This window comes from Alkalimonas cellulosilytica, from assembly GCF_036325985.1.
Taxonomy (GTDB): domain Bacteria; phylum Pseudomonadota; class Gammaproteobacteria; order Enterobacterales; family Alteromonadaceae; genus Alkalimonas; species Alkalimonas cellulosilytica.
Window position 1 is genome coordinate 18,168 of sequence record NZ_JAUHLI010000021.1, and the last position, 16,914, is coordinate 35,081.

At 57.8% G+C, this 16,914-nt stretch carries 8 protein-coding genes; 2 read left to right on the forward strand and 6 right to left on the reverse strand.

Annotation, left to right across the window (positions count from 1 at the left end; translation table 11 throughout):
• Positions 1-59: 59 nt before the first annotated feature.
• Genes recD through recC form a run of 3 tightly spaced genes read right to left on the reverse strand, consistent with a single transcriptional unit; the run spans position 60 to position 9,684 of the window.
• Entirely contained in the window at positions 60-2,255 is a 2,196-nt protein-coding gene (gene recD / locus QWY20_RS16560; protein ID WP_330130120.1) for an exodeoxyribonuclease V subunit alpha, read from the reverse strand.
• A complete protein-coding gene (gene recB, locus QWY20_RS16565; RefSeq protein ID WP_456237685.1) occupies positions 2,252-6,232 on the reverse strand; it encodes an exodeoxyribonuclease V subunit beta in 3,981 nt (1,326 codons plus the stop codon). Before recB ends, recD begins: the two co-directional genes overlap by 4 nt.
• Positions 6,232-9,684, reverse strand: a complete 3,453-nt coding sequence (gene recC / locus QWY20_RS16570) for an exodeoxyribonuclease V subunit gamma (protein ID WP_330130122.1) — start codon at positions 9,682-9,684, stop codon at positions 6,232-6,234. Before recC ends, recB begins: the two co-directional genes overlap by 1 nt.
• Positions 9,685-9,885: 201 nt before the next feature.
• Here recC and QWY20_RS16575 point away from each other — a divergent pair, with 201 nt between their 5' ends.
• Both QWY20_RS16575 and QWY20_RS16580 read left to right on the forward strand, forming a co-directional pair.
• The gene (locus tag QWY20_RS16575) at positions 9,886-10,962 is read left to right on the forward strand and encodes an efflux RND transporter periplasmic adaptor subunit (RefSeq protein WP_330130123.1); all 1,077 of its coding nucleotides are present in this window, start codon (positions 9,886-9,888) and stop codon (positions 10,960-10,962) included.
• Positions 10,959-14,039 carry an efflux RND transporter permease subunit gene (locus QWY20_RS16580; protein ID WP_330130124.1) on the forward strand — a complete coding sequence of 1,027 codons (3,081 nt, stop codon included), beginning with the start codon at positions 10,959-10,961 and terminating at the stop codon, positions 14,037-14,039. The genes QWY20_RS16575 and QWY20_RS16580 overlap by 4 nt, the downstream gene beginning before the upstream one ends.
• On the opposite strand, the gene leuD is transcribed toward QWY20_RS16580, so the two are convergent.
• From leuD to QWY20_RS16595, 3 genes are read right to left on the reverse strand one after another with little or no spacing between them, the layout of a single operon-like run.
• On the reverse strand, positions 14,027-14,635 hold the full coding sequence (leuD, locus tag QWY20_RS16585; protein ID WP_330130125.1) for a 3-isopropylmalate dehydratase small subunit: 609 nt from the start codon (positions 14,633-14,635) through the stop codon (positions 14,027-14,029). The genes QWY20_RS16580 and leuD overlap by 13 nt on opposite strands.
• Positions 14,632-16,038, reverse strand: a complete 1,407-nt coding sequence (gene leuC / locus QWY20_RS16590; RefSeq protein WP_330130126.1) for a 3-isopropylmalate dehydratase large subunit — start codon at positions 16,036-16,038, stop codon at positions 14,632-14,634. The genes leuD and leuC overlap by 4 nt, the downstream gene beginning before the upstream one ends.
• Positions 16,039-16,914 carry an isocitrate lyase/PEP mutase family protein gene (locus QWY20_RS16595; protein WP_330130127.1) on the reverse strand — a complete coding sequence of 292 codons (876 nt, stop codon included), beginning with the start codon at positions 16,912-16,914 and terminating at the stop codon, positions 16,039-16,041.

The window sequence follows — 16,914 nt, forward strand, 5'->3', positions numbered from 1 at the left end:
GCTTTACTGATTAAAAATGCCGGCTTCAAGCCGGCATTTTCATTGGATCAAAGCTCCTATCACACCAAAGCAAAGCCACTGGCCCGCTGCACACGCTGCGCTATGGTACTGGCCAGCACAGCGTCATTATCGTAAATCAGGGTAAACCTTGTTTTGGCCCGGGTGATACCGGTATAAAGCAGCTCACGGGTCAATACCGGGCTGCTGTTTGCTGGTAGCAACAATGCCGTATGCATAAACTCTGAGCCCTGTGATTTATGCACCGTCATGGCATACACCGTTTCGACGCCGTGCAACCGGCTGGGCAACACCCAGCGAATGCCGCCTTCACCATCCGAAAACGCTACCCGCAGTACCATGCTATCTTGTTCCTGCATGGCTAAACAGACACCAATATCGCCATTCATCAACTGCAGGTGATAATCGTTGCGGGTCATCAGCACCGGCCGCCCCGGATACCAGGCCTGCCCCTGCGGCTTGATCAGATCATGCCGAGCCAGTAGCTGCTCGATGCGGGCATTCAGCCCTTGCACGCCCCAGTCCCCTTCGCGCACAGCACCAAGCAGCTGAAAATCGCGTTGCAATGCCAAAATCTGCAGCGCAGCCTGGTTACGCTGTACTGGCTTGGCTGCAGGGTCAAACTCAGCCACGGCAGTTAAATACGGCTTATAGCCTGACAGCAACAAGGCTTTCAGTGCATCGCCAAAAGGTGTGGCTGCAAAAGCGGATGTCATGGTCCGCGCCGTGGTTTGGCCCGCTGCAGACATGCTTTGCTGCAGCAAGTGCACCGGGCTGTCTGGCTCAGCGGCTATCGTTTTGATAACCGCTATTGCAGAACGGGCATTTTCAGAAGGATCCATGGTCGCACCAGCTTCAGCCTCAGTGACAGCAGTACCGCCACGATTGACCAGGCTAGCCAACTGATGAATAGCGCCCCCTTCTTTAAAGCGGTAACTGTAACGCAGCATCGCCGTTACCTGTGCGAGCGCCGGGGCATCCTCGGTTGCCACAAACTGCTCTGGCACCCTGGCTGCGCACAAGTCTTGCAAATAGGCCGCTATGCCTGGCCGGTAGTTGCCGGCTTCGGCAAAACGACACAAGTCCCCCAGCACCGAACCCGCTTCCACCGACGCCAGCTGATCTTTGTCGCCCAACAAATACAAGCGGCAATTGGCTGGCAAGGCCTGCACCAGCGCCGCCATCAGTTCTACATCCACCATCGATGCTTCATCCACCACCACCACATCGGCGGCCAACGGGTTCTGCCGCTGATGCTTAAAGTGCCGGCTGTCGGGCCGGGCGCCCAGCAGGCGATGCACGGTTTGTACCTGAGTTGGCAGCAAGGCTTTTAGCTGCTCAGGCTCTGGCAGCGGCAAAGCGCTCACATCCAGCTGCTGCAAACTCTGGGCAATGGACTCATTCAAGCGGGCAGCGGCTTTACCGGTGGGGGCGGCCAGCAGGATCTGCAGTGGTTTTTGCTGCCCGGTCAGCTGAATCCCCTGCAGCAGTGCCAGCAGCTTGATCACCGTAGTGGTTTTGCCGGTGCCGGGCCCACCGGTAATAATGGCAAAGCGACTGCGCAGCGCTAACGCACAGGCGGCCATCTGCCAGTCAAAAGGCATTGCGCGCTTATGCTGCGGGAAAAGCCCCTGCAACAAAGCCCCGACAGAAGCAACGGCCAGCTCCGGCACGGCTTGCATACGGCGGGTTATTTCACGGCCAATCAACTGCTCGTACTGCCAGTAACGGCGCATGTACAGCAGCGGCTGATGCGCACTGCCTGCCAGTACAAAAGGAGCATTGCCCGCCAGTACCAAGGGAGCATTGGCAAATGCTTGCTGATCGTGCAACTGGCAGCTTACCAGGCTGGAGCCTTGCAGCAGCTGTAGCCAATCCTGCAACCGGTAAGCGCTCAGGTACTGTTTTAAGCCGGCATCGGCCTGCTGCCAGAGCTCACTGCGCCCGGGCAGGGCTTGGATAGAGCCCTGCGCCTGATTAGTGCCTTGCGCCAGAGTAGCAGCGATATCCAGACAAACATGGCCGCGACCATTGGCCTCACTGCACAGCAAAATGGCCAGCAGCTCCAATTCGGTCAGCTCTGGCAATTGCCGGTAAAAAAACTGGGCCAGCATCCAATCAAGCTTACGGATAATCCCGGCCTGACTCCAGGCTTGCGCTTGCTGCAATAACCTAGCCCCATTTGAAGTTTCGCCCTGTGCTGTCATGTTCGGTGCTGTCATGCTCTGTGTTGTCATGCAAAGCCCTCCGTCACCGCATCGCTCTGCTGCCACAGGGCATCAGTCATGGTTTCCCCCTGAAACAGTGCATCCAGCTGCTCTATCAATGCCCGCTCTGGCCGATACTGCCATAGTCCGTGCTGGTTGGGCTCGGCAGCACCACGCACAAACCAGTACCAGGCGCCGCCGATATGGCGATCGTAATCGTAATCCGCCAAGCGGCTTTGCAATAAACGATGCAGCGCAAGGACGTACAGCACCAACTGCATATCGTAGCGATGGTTTAGCATCGCCTGCTGCATCGCCTCTTGGTGGTAACTGCTATCCTCATCCCCCAGGCTGTTGGTTTTCCAGTCCAGCACAAAGTAGCGGCCCTGATGCTCAACCACCATATCGATAAAGCCTTTCACCATACCGTTTAGTTGCTCCGGCTCGGCCTGTGGCCGCGCCTCCCCTGGCAGCACAAAGTGCTGGATCAGCCGATCCAGCTGACAACTGCTGACCTGTTCACTGGGCAATAAAAATTCCAGCTCCACCGCTATCTGCGCTGGGGTTAATGCCATCAGTTGCAGCGCCATCTCGCCCGCCTCCACTGGCACTGACTGCTGCAAAAACTGCCCGAGCCAGTCACTCAGAGCCTCAGCAGCCTCTGCCAGCCCCAGAGCCTGGCAACGGCTTTGCAGCTCCGCCAGCCGCCCCGGTGCATCCTGCACCGCGGCAGCAAAACCAGACCAGCAGCGGCCCTCGCTATCCAGATAACGATGCGCAGCTGCCCATTCCAGTAAAGCGTGGATAAAGGTACCAAAGGCCGCTCCTTTGGGCAGCTGGTGCATCAGCTGTGATGCAGCAGTCGCAACCGGTGGCCGCAGGGTGCTCGCTGTACTCACGATACCCGCTGTATTAACAGCACTTTCGGAGCTGTCTGCCGCATACAACTCAGCTTGCAGCGCCGCTTTGGCATCGTCAGGCTCGCTTACATCGGTTGCTGCCGCGCGGCTTGCCTGCGTATGGTGCTCATGGGCATGAGCCTGAAAACGAATGGCCGAGTAACTGGCTATCCACCAGCGCTGATAAGGTGGTAGCTGTGGGCAAGCGGCCGGCTCCAGCAGTGGCAGCGCCTCTGTAGGCTGATAAGGCTCGGTGTCAACCTCTGGCTCCAGCTGCAGCAGGACGCCCTCCCTAGGGAGATCCTGCAACTGCTGCTGCAACTCGGCTGGTTGCTGGTAAGGCGTATCCCCGTTGAACAAATAGCCAAAAGCGCCCTGATGGTTTTGCATTTTTTTGCCCTGCAGACAAACAGCCGCGGTGCCAAGCCAGAGGCCATGCCGTGCCCGGGTCAGAGCAACATACAACAGCCGCATATCCTCGCTTAGCCGCTCATCATCGGCTTGTTGCCAGGCAGCAGGAAAGGCCTCTTTGCCGGCCACTTCGGTGCCGCTATAGCCCGCATCCCGGTAAGGGACCTGCCGTACCTTGCCATCGATGGGCCGCCAACCGACCACAAAGGGCAAAAACACCAGCGGGTACTCCAGGCCTTTGGATTTATGAATAGTGATGATTTTGACCAGGGCAGCATCACTTTCCAACCGGATCACCTGCTCTTCGCCCGGCTCAGCCAGATGCTCGGCCAAGTGGCGGATCAATGCCTGCTCGCCCTCCAGCTGCACCGCCTGTTGCTGCAGCCAGTCGGCCAGGTGCAGCAGGTTGGTCAGTTGCCGCTCGCCCTGTTGCTGACGCAGTAAACGGGCCGGCAGCTGATACTGATCGAGCAATTGACGCAGCATCGCAAGCACACCCTGGCTGCGCCAACAGGCTTGCAAGCGCAAAAAACACTGAACCTGGGCTTCCAGCGCCAGCTCATCCTGCTGCCAGGCCATCAGTTGCTGCAACGAGAGTCCAAGGCTGGGCGTGGCCAGCGCAGCTTTCACCAGACTTAAATCCATCGGACTGGCGCAAGCCCGCAGCCAGAGCAGCACATCCGCTGCTTCGGCCGTGGCAAACACCGAGCCACGATCGGACAGATACACCGCTGGTACCTGCAGTTTGGTCAGTTCAGCCTTGATCAACTGCGCCTCTTGCTGGCTGCGCACCAGCACCGCAATGTCTTCTGCTGCCAGCGGCCGGATTTGCTCACCCTCAAAGCGGCAGCGCCCGGCACTGGCGGCATTGAGCAAAAAGGCAATCCGGCTGGCACACTGCCAGGCACTGTACTCGCGGTAAGCACCGATGCGCCAGGGCTCGTCACCGGCCAGATGCTGAATGTGCAGCGCCGGCAACGGCTTGCCATCCAGCAGCAGTTGCTCGTTGCGACCACTGGCACTGACCGCCGTAAAGGGCAGCGGATTATCAGCACCATGCTCGCTTTTAAAGCGAAAGGCAGCTCGCGGATGCGTTTCAGCCTGCATAAACAGCTGATTGCAGGCATCGACCACCGCCTGGGTAGAGCGAAAGTTACGGCTTAAACTGTAATGGCGGCCGGCGGTATCCTGCCGCGCCTGCAAGTAGGTATGAATATCGGCACCGCGAAAGCTGTAAATGGCTTGCTTGGGATCGCCAATCAGCACCACGGCCGTACGGGTATCGTTGTCGGCAATGCGGTAAATGCGGTTGAAAATACCGTATTGCACCGGATCGGTATCCTGAAACTCGTCAATCAGTGCCACCGGATACGCTGCCCGGATAGCGGCCGCCAGCTGGCTGGCGTGCTCTCCGGCCAGCTCCGGATCCAGTGCCTGATGCAGTTCGGTCAGCAAGTCGTTAAATCCCAGCTGTGCCTGGCGGTTCAGTCGTCGCTTCAGCTCACGCCGGCACCAGTAAAGGGCATGGCTTAAAATACCCTCTTTCAGGCAGATCTGACTCGCATCGTCAGCTTCTGCCTGCTGCTCCAGCAAGTCGGCCAAAGCGGCCATAGCGACAAAAGCCGGGTGATCCGGCTCGGATTCCGGTGCCTGATCTTTTTTCCAGACAAAACGCCCGGTGGCAAAATTGGCCATTTTCTTATCGAAGGCGCGCTGCCCCAGGCTCCACTGCTCCAGCTCGCTTAACATGCGCTGAAACTTGTCTGTGGTATTGGAATAATGCCGGGTGGCATTAAAGCGACTTTGCAATGCCAGCAGCTGCTGCTCAAGTTCCGGCCAATGCTCAGCCCATAACTTTTGTACTGACTGCTCCAAAGTGGCAAAGGCGGCCTGCTGCGCTTGCTGCTGTTGCCTGGCAGCGATGGCTTCAGTTAGCAATGCCTGCAACTCAGCGTCCTGCTCAAGCTTAAGAGGAGCACCGGCAAACAGCAGCACAGGCTCGGCCTGGCTTAACAGGGAGAGCAAGGCTTTACGCAACCGATCCGGGTTCAGATAACACTGCTGCACCACGGCAGCACCATCGGCCGACAAGGGGTAAAAGTGCTGGCGCCAGTAGTCTTTAACCAGCGTATCCAGCAATTCCGTCTGATCGGTTAACAGCTCTCGTTGAAACAAGCCGCGGCTATCAAAGGCATGCTCCGCCAGCATTTTATGGCACCAACCATGAATGGTGGCAATCATGGCTTCATCCATGGCTTCCGCCGCCCGCTTTAAGCGCAAAGCACAAGCTGGCCAATCCTGATCCGGGTAACTCAGTACCAACTGCCACAACGGATCCGCCGCCGGGGGCTGTTGACGCAGCGCAGACGGGGACTGACGAAACAGGCGGGCCGCTTCCACCAGGCGTTGCCGCACCCGGCTTCGGAGTTCCTCTGTCGCCGCTTCGGTAAAGGTCAGCACCAGGATATCACGTGGCGTGAGCGGCCGGCTGTAGGCTGATGTTTCTGAGTTTTGCTCAGAACTATGTTCAGAACTAGGCTCATAGCTATGCTCAGAGCTATGCGCATCCCCATGGCCCAGCACCAGCCGCACATAGAGCAAGGCCAGCGAAAAGGTCTTGCCGGTGCCGGCACTGGCTTCAATCAGGCGACTGCCATAAAGCGGAAAACGCAGTAAATCCAAATCCTGTGCCTTCATCATTGGCTTCCTCCTAACGCCAGCTGCTGCAACAGTGGTGCATACAGTGCCTCGCCAAGGGCTGCAAAGTCAGCATCGGTGCTAAGTTGCTCAAAATCAGGCCAGTAACGTTGCAACAACGGATAATCGCGCACCTCAGCAGTGATGGCGTAATCGCCCTGAAAGTCGCTGCCTTCGTAACTCTGGATGGCGGCTTTTTCATCGCCGCCGAAAAAGGCCAGCATGGTTTTACAGGCCAGCGGCAAAGGACGTTGCAGCGCTTGCAGGTAAGCATCCAACAACTGATTAAACAGTTGCAAAGCCTGCGCTTGATCAAGCGGCGGCAAGCGAAAAATCGCATCCGGCCCAATCAACAGGGTTTCAACCGCACCGGCCTGCTGTGCCAGCAGATGTGCCGGCCAAAAACGACACAGATGGTAGCTTTTCAGTTGCTGCTTCGCATCAAACAACCGGCTGGGCTGCACCATTAAGCGCAGCAAACGGCCATCCTGATGCTGACGAATATCGCTCAGGCTGTCTTCAAACACCACCGGCAGCGTTTCATCCAGCATCTGCTGCCAGTACAGGGTGTCGCCATAAGGTACCGATTGCAGTTGCAGCTGTTGCCACTGCTGCAGCAACGGCGCCAGCTGTTGATTTTTTTGCTGCATCAATAAGTCACCAAAGCCAGCCATCGGTAAAGCGCCGGCCCGCTGCAAGCGGGTTGTTTCCTGCTGCAGCAGCTGCTCGGTAGTCAGTGGTTGGCCTTGGGACGTACTGCCAGCACTTAGACCCTGCTCCAGCCGGGCGATCAACGCCTGATCCAGCACCCAGCCATCCAGGCCACCGGCAGCAAAAAGCTCATCGTCACGCTCGCTGTCCGCTTCAAAGCCAGTGTAAATTCCGAGCCGCTTTTGATACAGCACGCGGGCCGGATGCCGTAAAAAACTGGCCAAATCGCTCAGACGAATGTGCGTGGCTTCCAGTGGAAAACCAGGCGGCGCTGTATCCTCTGCCTGAGCCATGCCTGGCTCCAAAGCGGCGCGCCAGTCTTCGGCATAGCTGAACAAGCGCGGGTCCCGCGTCGGCTCAAAGTAACGGCGGCTAAAGGGCTGCAGGGGATGATCCACCGTCAGCTGCTGCAACAGCTTTTGCTCTGGATAAGCTGTTTCCAGATAGTCCCGCAATTGCCCAACCAGTACTGAAGGCGGTTTTTCGCTGTTATCACGGATACTAAAGCCCACCCAGCTCAGCACCAGTTTGTGGCGGGCCGCCTGCAGTGCTTCTAAAAACAGGTAATGATCATCATCCCGGCGCGAACGATCCCCCGGGCGATAACCGGCTTGCATCAGATCAAAGTCATTGCGCCGGACCGGGCGCGGATAATCGCCATCGTTCATGCCCAGCAGCCAGATCTGACCAAAAGGAATGGCCCGCATCGGCATCAGGGTGGCAAAGTTCACCGCTCCGGCCAAAAAGCGCTGCTGCAGACTGGGCTGATCCAGCTCACTTAACAGCGCATCGCGCACCACCTCCAACGCCAGCGGCTGCTCAGCCAGCCCGCTGTCGGCCAGGTGCTGCAAAAAGCGGCTTAGTTGCTGGCGAATACGGGCATCGGCCTGCTGATCGGCCGGGCTTTGCGGCACAAAAAATTGCTCCAGCAACATCAAGAGCAACTGTTGCCAGTCCGCGGCGTTATGGGGCTGCTGCAACTGCTGCCAACTGTGTTCCAGCGCATGCACCAGCTCGGCCAAAGGCCCAACCAGAGCGGCATCCAACCCTGCCACTTCATCATAAGGCTCGATGTCCTGCCAGGCTTCGCCCTCGCCCACCACATAGCCCAGCAGCATCCGCTTTAAGCCAAACCACCAGCTGTTTTGCTCCAGTTGTTCGGGCAAGCCAAAGGCTGCCCGTTGCTGGCCGCTTAATCCCCAGCGAATATTAGCCCCTTCAATCCAGGGCTTTAAGCGGGCAACGCCGGCTTCATCCAGACCAAAGCGCTGTTGCAGCGCAGAGGTATCCAGCAAGTCCAGCATGGCGCTGACGGTAAAGCGGTTATCCGGCAAACGAAGCAGGGTTTCAAAAGCCAGCAACAGGCTATTGCGGTGACGCAGTCCCTGATCGGCAACAAAGTACGGTAAATACCGTGGGTCTTCCGGCCGGAACCGCCCAAAAGTGGCCGCAATGTAGGGGGCATATTGGTTGATATCCGGCACCATCACCAGAATATCGCGTGGCGTAAGCGACTGGCCCTGCTCACTGGCCTGACTGAGCTCATGCAGCAGTTGGTCGTGCAGGACTTCCAGCTCCCGCAACGGGCTATGACAGCGCATAAACTGCAGACTGCGATCACTGACTGGCACCTGCGTTTTCATGTTAGCGCGCTCTTCGGCCGATCGCAGCTCAAGAATATCCTGCTGCAGCTGCTGCAATAAGCTGTCTTCGCCTGGCGATTCAAACAAATCAATGCGACCGGCAAAATACTGCTGATAACGGCCGCTGTCATCCAGCTCATCCAACAAATGCAGGTAATCCCGCCCTTGCTTGCCAAGCGCTGCCAGTAAGGGGTTCCCGGCCAGGTGCAGCTGCTCTGCCGATAACTGAGCCAGCGGGTGTTGATCTGGTCGCCTGGCCCGGCGGTATTCCTGGCGCAATAAATCGCGGCCATCAATCAAATCGCCCCAATACTGCTGGCAGGGATTGCTGACAAAGAGCAGCACCTGGCAAAAAGGCGACAAGGCGTGCAGGGCATCCAGCGTTTGGCGCGGCAATGAGGAAATGCCAAATACCACCACCCGCCGCGGCAAGCCGGCCGGTCGGGCCTGTAATTGCTGGCAGGCGGTTAAAAATTGCTGATGCACATCGGCACGGCTTAAAGCTGTGGGCTGCTGGCTTTGGATCTCCTGCTGCAACTGACGCCACAGCCAGGGCTGCCACAGCTGATGAGCCGGCAGCGGATGGCCATCGATGCTGTCGTTGCCTTGCTGCCATTGTTGCAGCCAATCGGCCCGGTACACCTGATACTGGTCAAATAAATCGGCCAGCTGAAACGCTAGCTGATAGCAACGCCTTGCATCGGTGGGATCTTTGGCCAAAAAACCATGCAAGGGTGCAAGTTCCGACAACTCAGGCAACTGCTGAAGCAGGCGGTACAAGCGCCAGCCAAGTGCATCTTTGTTGTAAGGCGACTCGGCCGGTAAGGCCGGCAGCACAGCACGGTATGCCTGCCATAAAAACCGGCCCGGCAACTCGGTACAAATCCCGGCTGCAATGCCAAGACCGCCCTGAGCTTTTGGCGCGGCCAGCGCCAGCTTCAGCCACTGGGCAATCCCATTGCTTTGTACCAGAAAGGTTTCGGTTTCCAGCGGCGCTAACGGATAGCGCTGACACCACTGCAGCATCACATCACGCAATTGCTCCAGCCGGTTGCCCTGTAGCACCATAAAACCTGTAGGCCAATCCTGATCTGCCATAAGCTCCCTGTTCTGTTTAGCGTCGTTTTGCTTTGTTCACAGTATGCCATAGCTTATTGTGTTCCAAGCATCTATCAACCACAGATTACCAAAAACTCAAACCACTAAAAAATTGATTTAAAGCAGTAAAAGCACAATCTCAGATTGATCCATCCCGCCAATCCTGCCCTACTAGCTGGTAACCCGGTGTGGATAGGTGTGATGATGAAACAAAAGCTTGCGGTGGGCCGTTATGGCGTCCTGGCCATTTTTTTACTGGTGCTGCTCGGCTGGTTTGCCAGTGGTGAGCTTAGAAATGCCAAAGAGACGGTCGCGTCCTTTCAGCATGAAGCAGTGCCATTTCTGCCTCAGGTGGAAACCAGGCTGAGCCAAGCTGCTGCGATGCAGCCTGAGCTGGTGTTGCAAGGCCAGTTGCGCCCTTTTAAACAGGTGCATATTCAAGCGCAACTGCAGGGCTCTGTCGAGGCGCTGCAGGTGGATCTGGGGCATCGGGTGGACGCGGGTGCGCCCTTGCTAAGCATTTCAGACGATGGCCGCAGCGAGCGGCTGCAACAAACCAAGGCTTTGCTGCGCTTGCGTGAAGCCGAGCTTGCCAGCGCCAGGCAACTTGGGGCATCGCAGTTTTTATCCGAAACCGAGCTGATCCGCCTTGAAAGCGAACTGGCTTCTGCCAAAGCGGATCACAGCCATGCGGCCCGCCAACTGGCTTTAACCCAGCCGCTGGCGCCTTTTGCCGGCCAGATCAGCCGCCGCATGGTGGAGCTCGGAGACTTTGTGCAGGCCGGCACCGGCTTGTTCGAGCTGGTGCAAACCGACCGCCTTCGGATGCAGGCTCAGATCCCACAACAGCAGGTGCTGCAGGTGCAAGCCGGGCAACAGGCACGACTGGTGTTGCTTGATGGCCGGGCTTTGCAGGGCGAAGTGCACTTTGTCAGTCCTTTCGCCGATGAAGCCACCCGCAGCTTTTTACTGGAAGTCTGGGCCGACAACCCCAATGGCTGGCCGGTGGCCGGCGCCAGTGCCACCGTCCACATCGAGCTGGCCGCAACGCTAGCGCATCGTTTGTCGCCTGCCCTGCTGCAACTGAACGACGAGGGTCGTTTGGCCGTCAGTGTGGTTGAGCAACAACAGGTGGTGCGTTACCCGGTGCAATTGCTGCAGGCAACCCCGGAAGCGGTCTGGGTCACCGGTTTGCCGGAGCAGGTCGAGCTGATCCAGACCGGTGCCGGCTTTGTCCGCCCCGGCGATACCGTGCAAGTGCAAAGGATGCAGCCATGAGACAACTGATTGCCAGTGCCATGGATCGCAGCCGGGCCAGTCTGATGTTGCTGCTGTTTTTGTTTGTTTCCGGCTTTTATGCTTATCAGAGCATCCCGAAAGAATCGAACCCGGATGTCGCCATTCCGCTGATTTATGTCTCGATGTCGCTCGATGGCATCAGCCCGGAAGACGCTGAACGTTTGTTGGTTCGACCGATGGAGCATGAACTTCGCTCGTTGGAAGGCATCAAGAAAATGACCTCGACCGCCAGCGAAGGCCATGCTTCTGTGATGCTGGAGTTTGATGCCGGTTTTAATCCGGAGCGGGCCTTGCAGGAAGTGCGGGTCCGGGTGGATGCAGCCCGGCCCAAGCTGCCGTCGGAGGCCAAAGAGCCGACGGTGAATGAAATCAATGTCGGGCTTTTTCCGGTACTCACCGTCGGTTTATCCGGCCCGGTCTCCGAGATGCAGCTGGTGGCACTGGCCCGTCAGCTCAAAGAGCAAATTGAAAGCATCCCCGAAGTACTGGAAGTTGATATTGGCGGCGATCGGGAAGATTTGCTGGAAATCATCGTCAACCCCCAGGTGCTGGAAGCCTATCAGCTGGATTACCAGCAGCTGTTTAATCTGGTGTCGGCCAACAACCGGCTGGTGGCTGCCGGCAGCCTGGATACCGGCGCAGGACGGATGGCGCTGAAAGTCCCCGGGGTGATTGAAAACCTGCAGGATGTGCTATCGATGCCAATCAAAGCCGTAGGGGCCAACGTAGTGACCTTTGCCGATGTCGCCACCATTCAGCACAGCTTTAAAGATCCAACCGGCTTTGCCCGCATCAATGGCCAGCCTGCTGTGGTGCTGGAGATTAAAAAGCGCAGCGGTGCCAACATCATCACCACCATCGAGCAGACCAAGGCCGTCATTGATGCTTTTGCCGACAGCTTTCCACCTCAGATGCAGGTGCATTACATCATGGATCAGTCCCGCCAGGTCAAACTGATGCTGAGCGATCTATTGAATAATGTGCTGACCGCTGTGGTGCTGGTGCTGCTGTTACTGATGCTGACCATGGGTGCCCGCTCAGCCATTTTGGTCGGTATTACCATTCCCGGAGCTTTTTTTGTTGGCATTCTGTCAATTTGGGTACTGGGCTTTACTCTGAACATTATTGTGCTGTTTGCCCTGATCCTGGTGGCCGGCATGCTGGTCGATGGCGCTGTGGTGGTCAGTGAGCTGGCAGATAGAAATCAGCAACAAGGCCAGCCGGTACGCACCGCCTGGCTCAATGCCGCCCATCGGATGTCCTGGCCGATCATCGCTTCGACCGCCACCACCCTGGCGGTTTTTGTACCGCTGCTGTTCTGGCCGGGCATGGTCGGGCAATTTATGAAGTACCTGCCCGCCACCGTGATCCTTTGTCTGCTGGCATCCCTTGCGATGGCGCTTATTTTTCTGCCGGTGATGGGCTCGGTTAGTACTAAGGCTGCAGCCGGAGCCATACCTGCGCCCGCAGAGCGACCCAACCGGGCAACAGCGGCCTATCGCCGCCTGCTGGGCTGGCTGTTGCAGCGCCCGGCCGGCACTCTGGCTGGCATGCTTGGCTTTATTGCCTTGATTTATCTGGCCTACAGCCAGTGGCACCATGGCGTGGAGTTTTTCCCGGCCGTGGAGCCTGAGTCCGCCCAGGTCTGGCTAAGAGCCAGAGGCGATTTGTCGGTGCAGGAAAAAGACGCTTTGCTGCAACAGGTCGAGCAGCGCTTACAGGGACTGACGGAAGTGCAGGCCATTTATGCCCGCTCCATGGTCTCGGCCGGTGGCGAGCTCGGTGCCGATGTGATTGGCACCTTGCAGTTTCAGTTCACCGATTGGTACCAGCGCCGGCCTGCTGCGCGCATTTTGCAGGATATGCGGCAATTAACTGCGGATATTCCGGGAATTGTACTGGAATTTCGTCAGCAACAAGCAGGCCCTGCCGCCGGCAAACCGATAGAGCTGCAATTAAGTGCGCAAGACAGTGCTCTTTTGGATACCACGGTGGATCAACTGGTGCAGCGCATGCAGCAGCTGGGTGGATTTATCGACATCGAAGATGATCGCAGCCTGCCCGGCATTGAGTGGCGGGTTGAAGTCGACAGAGCCATGGCCGCCCGTTTTGGCAGCGATGTGCAATCGGTGGGCAATGCGGTGCAATTGATCAGCAACGGCCTGCTGCTGGCCAAATACCGGCCGGAATTTGCCAGCGATGAAGTCGATATCCGGGTACGGGTACCGGAGTCCTGGCGCTCGCTGACGCAACTGACCCGGTTAAGCTTATACACCCCGGCCGGTCAGGTGCCCCTGAGCCATTTTGTCCAGCTGGTACCGGCCGCCAAAACCAGCATCATCAAGCGCATTGATGGCAACAGAGCCATCACCATTAAAGCCGACCTGGCCGCCGGCTATCAGGTCAGTGAGCGGCTGGAAGCACTAGGCAGTGGTGACTGGACCCTGCCTGATGGCGTGCTGCTTCGCACCACAGGTGAAGATGCGGATCAGCAGGAAGCGGCGGCCTTTTTGCAAAATGCCTTTATCAGTGCGGTGTTTTTAATGATGATGATCCTGCTGCTGCAGTTCAACAGCTGGTATCAGACCCTGCTGGTGCTGTCCGCCATCGTATTTTCCACCGCTGGTGTGCTGCTGGGGCTGCTGGTCAATGGCCAGTCCTTTGGCATTGTGATGGTAGGCATGGGCATCATTGGGCTGGCCGGCATCGTGGTCAACAACAACATCGTCTTGATTGATACCTACAACAGCATGCGGGCAGAAGGTCTGAATGCGATGGAGGCAGCGCTTGAAACCGGCTGTCTGCGGCTTCGGCCGGTGCTGTTGACCTCACTGACCACGGTACTTGGTTTGATGCCAATGGTGCTGGCGGTAAATGTCAACTTACTGGAGCCGAGCCTTGGCTTTGGCGCGCCCTCGACCCAATGGTGGACCCAACTGTCCAGCGCCATTGCCGGCGGCCTGACCTTTGCAACCTTGCTGACCTTGTTTTTGACGCCCGCCCTGCTGGTGCTGGGCGAGCGGTTGCCGGGACGGCGGAAGATTCAGCAGCCCTGAAGCCAGGGCTGCTGAGCACTGCGATGCTGTTCGAAGTGGCTGATGCGATCGCTGAGCTGCTCAGAGCAGCAAATAAAATCCAGTCGATTCAGCAAGCGCTCGCGCGCATCGGCATCAATGTCGAACGACATGCTCTGACCATCGTCGCTGAACAGCCGCTGCTGCTCCAAATCAATGATCCAGATGGCCGAACGCTGCTCTGCCTGCACAAACAGACAGTTCAGGGTGTCAGCCGGCAAGCGGATCAGCAAAATGCCATTGTTCAGGCAGTTGCTGGCAAAGATATCGGCAAAACTCTCGGCAATAATGACGCCAAAGCCATATTGCTGCAGTGCCCAGGGGGCATGCTCGCGGCTGGAACCACAGCCAAAATTGCGCCGACTGAGCAAAATATTGGCGCCCTGGTACTTCGGCTGATTCAACACAAAGTCCGGATTGGGGCTGCCATCGGCCAGGTAGCGCCAGTCGTAAAACAGCGCATCTTCAAAACCGAAGCGTTCAATCGAGCTTAGAAACTGCTTCGGAATGATTTGATCGGTATCGACATTGTTTTTATCCAGCGGGCAGATGTACCCGCTGGCGAACAGATTGCTCATGCCCAATTCTCCTGGCTGATGTCTACAAAGTGGCCGGCTATCGCAGCGGCAGCGGCCATGGCCGGGCTGACCAGATGGGTGCGTCCGCCCCGCCCTTGCCGCCCTTCAAAGTTGCGGTTGCTGGTGGCAGCGCAGCGCTGGCCGGCTTCCAGACGGTCGTCGTTCATGCCGAGGCACATCGAGCAGCCCGGTTCGCGCCACTCAAAGCCTGCCGCTAAAAACTGTGCGGCCAGCCCTTCGGCTTCGGCCTGGCGCTTGACCCGGCCCGATCCCGGCACCACCAAAGCCCGCACCCCGGCGGCAACTTTGCGGGCTTTGATCATGGCAGCGGCGGCGCGTAAATCTTCAATCCGGCTGTTGGTGCAAGAGCCAATAAAGACCACATCCACCGGCAGCCCAAGCAAGGGTTGGCCCGGCTGCAGCCCCATGTAGTGCTGCGCACGCAGCGCCGCCTCTTGCTTGCTGCGCTCACTAAAGCTGTCGGGGGCTGGTACCGATGCATCAATCGGCATCACCTGCTCCGGCGTGGTCCCCCAGGTCAGATGCGGCCGCACCTGACTGGCATCCATTGAAATTTGCAGATCAAACACCGCATCTTCATCCGAGAACAGGCTTTGCCAGTCAGCAAGCGCCTGCTGCCACTCGGCCCCTTTGGGTGCATGGGGTTTATCCTGCAGGTAGGCAAAGGTCACCTCATCCGGCGCAATCAGCCCGGCTTTGGCGCCCAGTTCAATGCTCATGTTGCAGAGCGTCATCCGCCCTTCCATACTCAATGCCCGGATGGCGCTGCCGCAAAATTCCACCACATAACCCGTGCCGCCGGCGGTGCCCAGTTGACCGATGATGGTCAGGGCCAGATCTTTAGCACTGACCTGAGCCGGCAAGGTACCGTCAACCCGGATTTGCAGGCTTTTGGCCGGTTGCTGCGGTAGGGTTTGGGTGGCCAACACATGCTCCACTTCCGAGGTACCAATGCCAAAAGCCAGAGCGCCAAAAGCACCATGGGTGGAGGTGTGCGAATCGCCACAGACGATGGTCATGCCCGGCAGGGTTAACCCCAGCTCAGGCCCTATCACATGCACAATGCCCTGATCCGGGTGCGTCAGATCCAAAATAGGAATACGATGCTCGGCGCAGTTTTTGGCCAATGCTTCGAGCTGAATGCGCGAGGTTTCACCGGCAGCATCCAAGGTGCGCTTTTGCGTTGAGACATTGTGGTCCATCGCCGCAAAAGTCAGATCCGGCCGGCGCACCGCACGCTGCGCCTGGGTTAAACCGGCAAAGGCTTGCGGTGAAGTCACTTCATGAATAAAGTGCCGGTCGATGTACAGCAGATCGGTGCCGGCATTGAGTGCCGCAACCCGATGACGCTGGTAAATTTTTTGATACAGGCTCAGTCCCATTCAGGCGTCCTCCTCGGCGTACTTGGCGCTGGTTGCCATCAAATGATCGGTGCCCAGCAATTGGTTGATGCCATACAAATCGGTCATGGATGCAGCCAGGCTGCGGGTTTCCCCTGCGCTAGCCAGATGCTGCAGCAACTGCTGCGCATGCGGAATAAAGCGGTGCAATAAAGAGACCGGGTACAACGCCAGGCGGTAGCCAAGCTCAGCCAGCTCGGCATTGCTATGCACCGGGCTGCGCCCGCCTTCCACCAGGTTGTGCACCAGCGGAATACGACCGGCAAATTGCTGGCTTATTTGCTGCATTTGCGCCAGTGTTTGCGGCGCTTCAATAAAGAGCGCATCCACCCCGGTTGCCAGATAACGTTCGGCGCGCTCCAGCGCATCGTCAAAGCCGTTCACCCCCAAAGCATCGGTGCGGGCCACAATCAGGGTATCGTCACTCTGGCGGGCATCAAGCGCAGCATTGAGTTTGCCAACCATCTCGGCTGTGGCGATCACCTGCTTGCCTTTTAAATGACCACAGCGTTTGGGCATCTGCTGATCTTCAATTTGCAGGCCAGCAGCACCGGCCTGCTCCAGCAAGCGCACACTGCGCTGAGTATTGAGCGCATTGCCAAAGCCGGTGTCCATATCCACCAGCAAGGGGATCTGAACCGCTTCGCGCAGCTGACGGACACAATCGGCCAGCTCGGTCAGGCTCACCAAACCGAGATCCGGCTGGCCAAGCCGGCTAAAAGAGACGCCGGCACCGGACACAAAAGCAGCCTGAAAACCGGCTTGCTCCACCAAACGGGCACTTAAACCATCGTAGACACCGGGCAACGCCAGCAAGCCGTTACCCGCCAGCAACTGGCGTAAATTCAAAGGGGTCAT

What these genes read in the sequence shown, in the direction of transcription:
- leuC (WP_330130126.1), bottom strand. Translation starts at nt 16,038, where the DNA reads ATGGGACTGAGCCTGTATCAAAAAATTTACCAGCGTCATCGGGTTGCG.
- QWY20_RS16595 (WP_330130127.1), bottom strand. Translation starts at nt 16,914, where the DNA reads ATGACCCCTTTGAATTTACGCCAGTTGCTGGCGGGTAACGGCTTGCTG.
- recD (WP_330130120.1), bottom strand. Translation starts at nt 2,255, where the DNA reads ATGACAACACAGAGCATGACAGCACCGAACATGACAGCACAGGGCGAA.
- leuD (WP_330130125.1), bottom strand. Translation starts at nt 14,635, where the DNA reads ATGAGCAATCTGTTCGCCAGCGGGTACATCTGCCCGCTGGATAAAAAC.
- QWY20_RS16580 (WP_330130124.1), top strand. Translation starts at nt 10,959, where the DNA reads ATGAGACAACTGATTGCCAGTGCCATGGATCGCAGCCGGGCCAGTCTG.
- QWY20_RS16575 (WP_330130123.1), top strand. Translation starts at nt 9,886, where the DNA reads ATGATGAAACAAAAGCTTGCGGTGGGCCGTTATGGCGTCCTGGCCATT.
- recB (WP_456237685.1), bottom strand. Translation starts at nt 6,232, where the DNA reads ATGAAGGCACAGGATTTGGATTTACTGCGTTTTCCGCTTTATGGCAGT.
- recC (WP_330130122.1), bottom strand. Translation starts at nt 9,684, where the DNA reads ATGGCAGATCAGGATTGGCCTACAGGTTTTATGGTGCTACAGGGCAAC.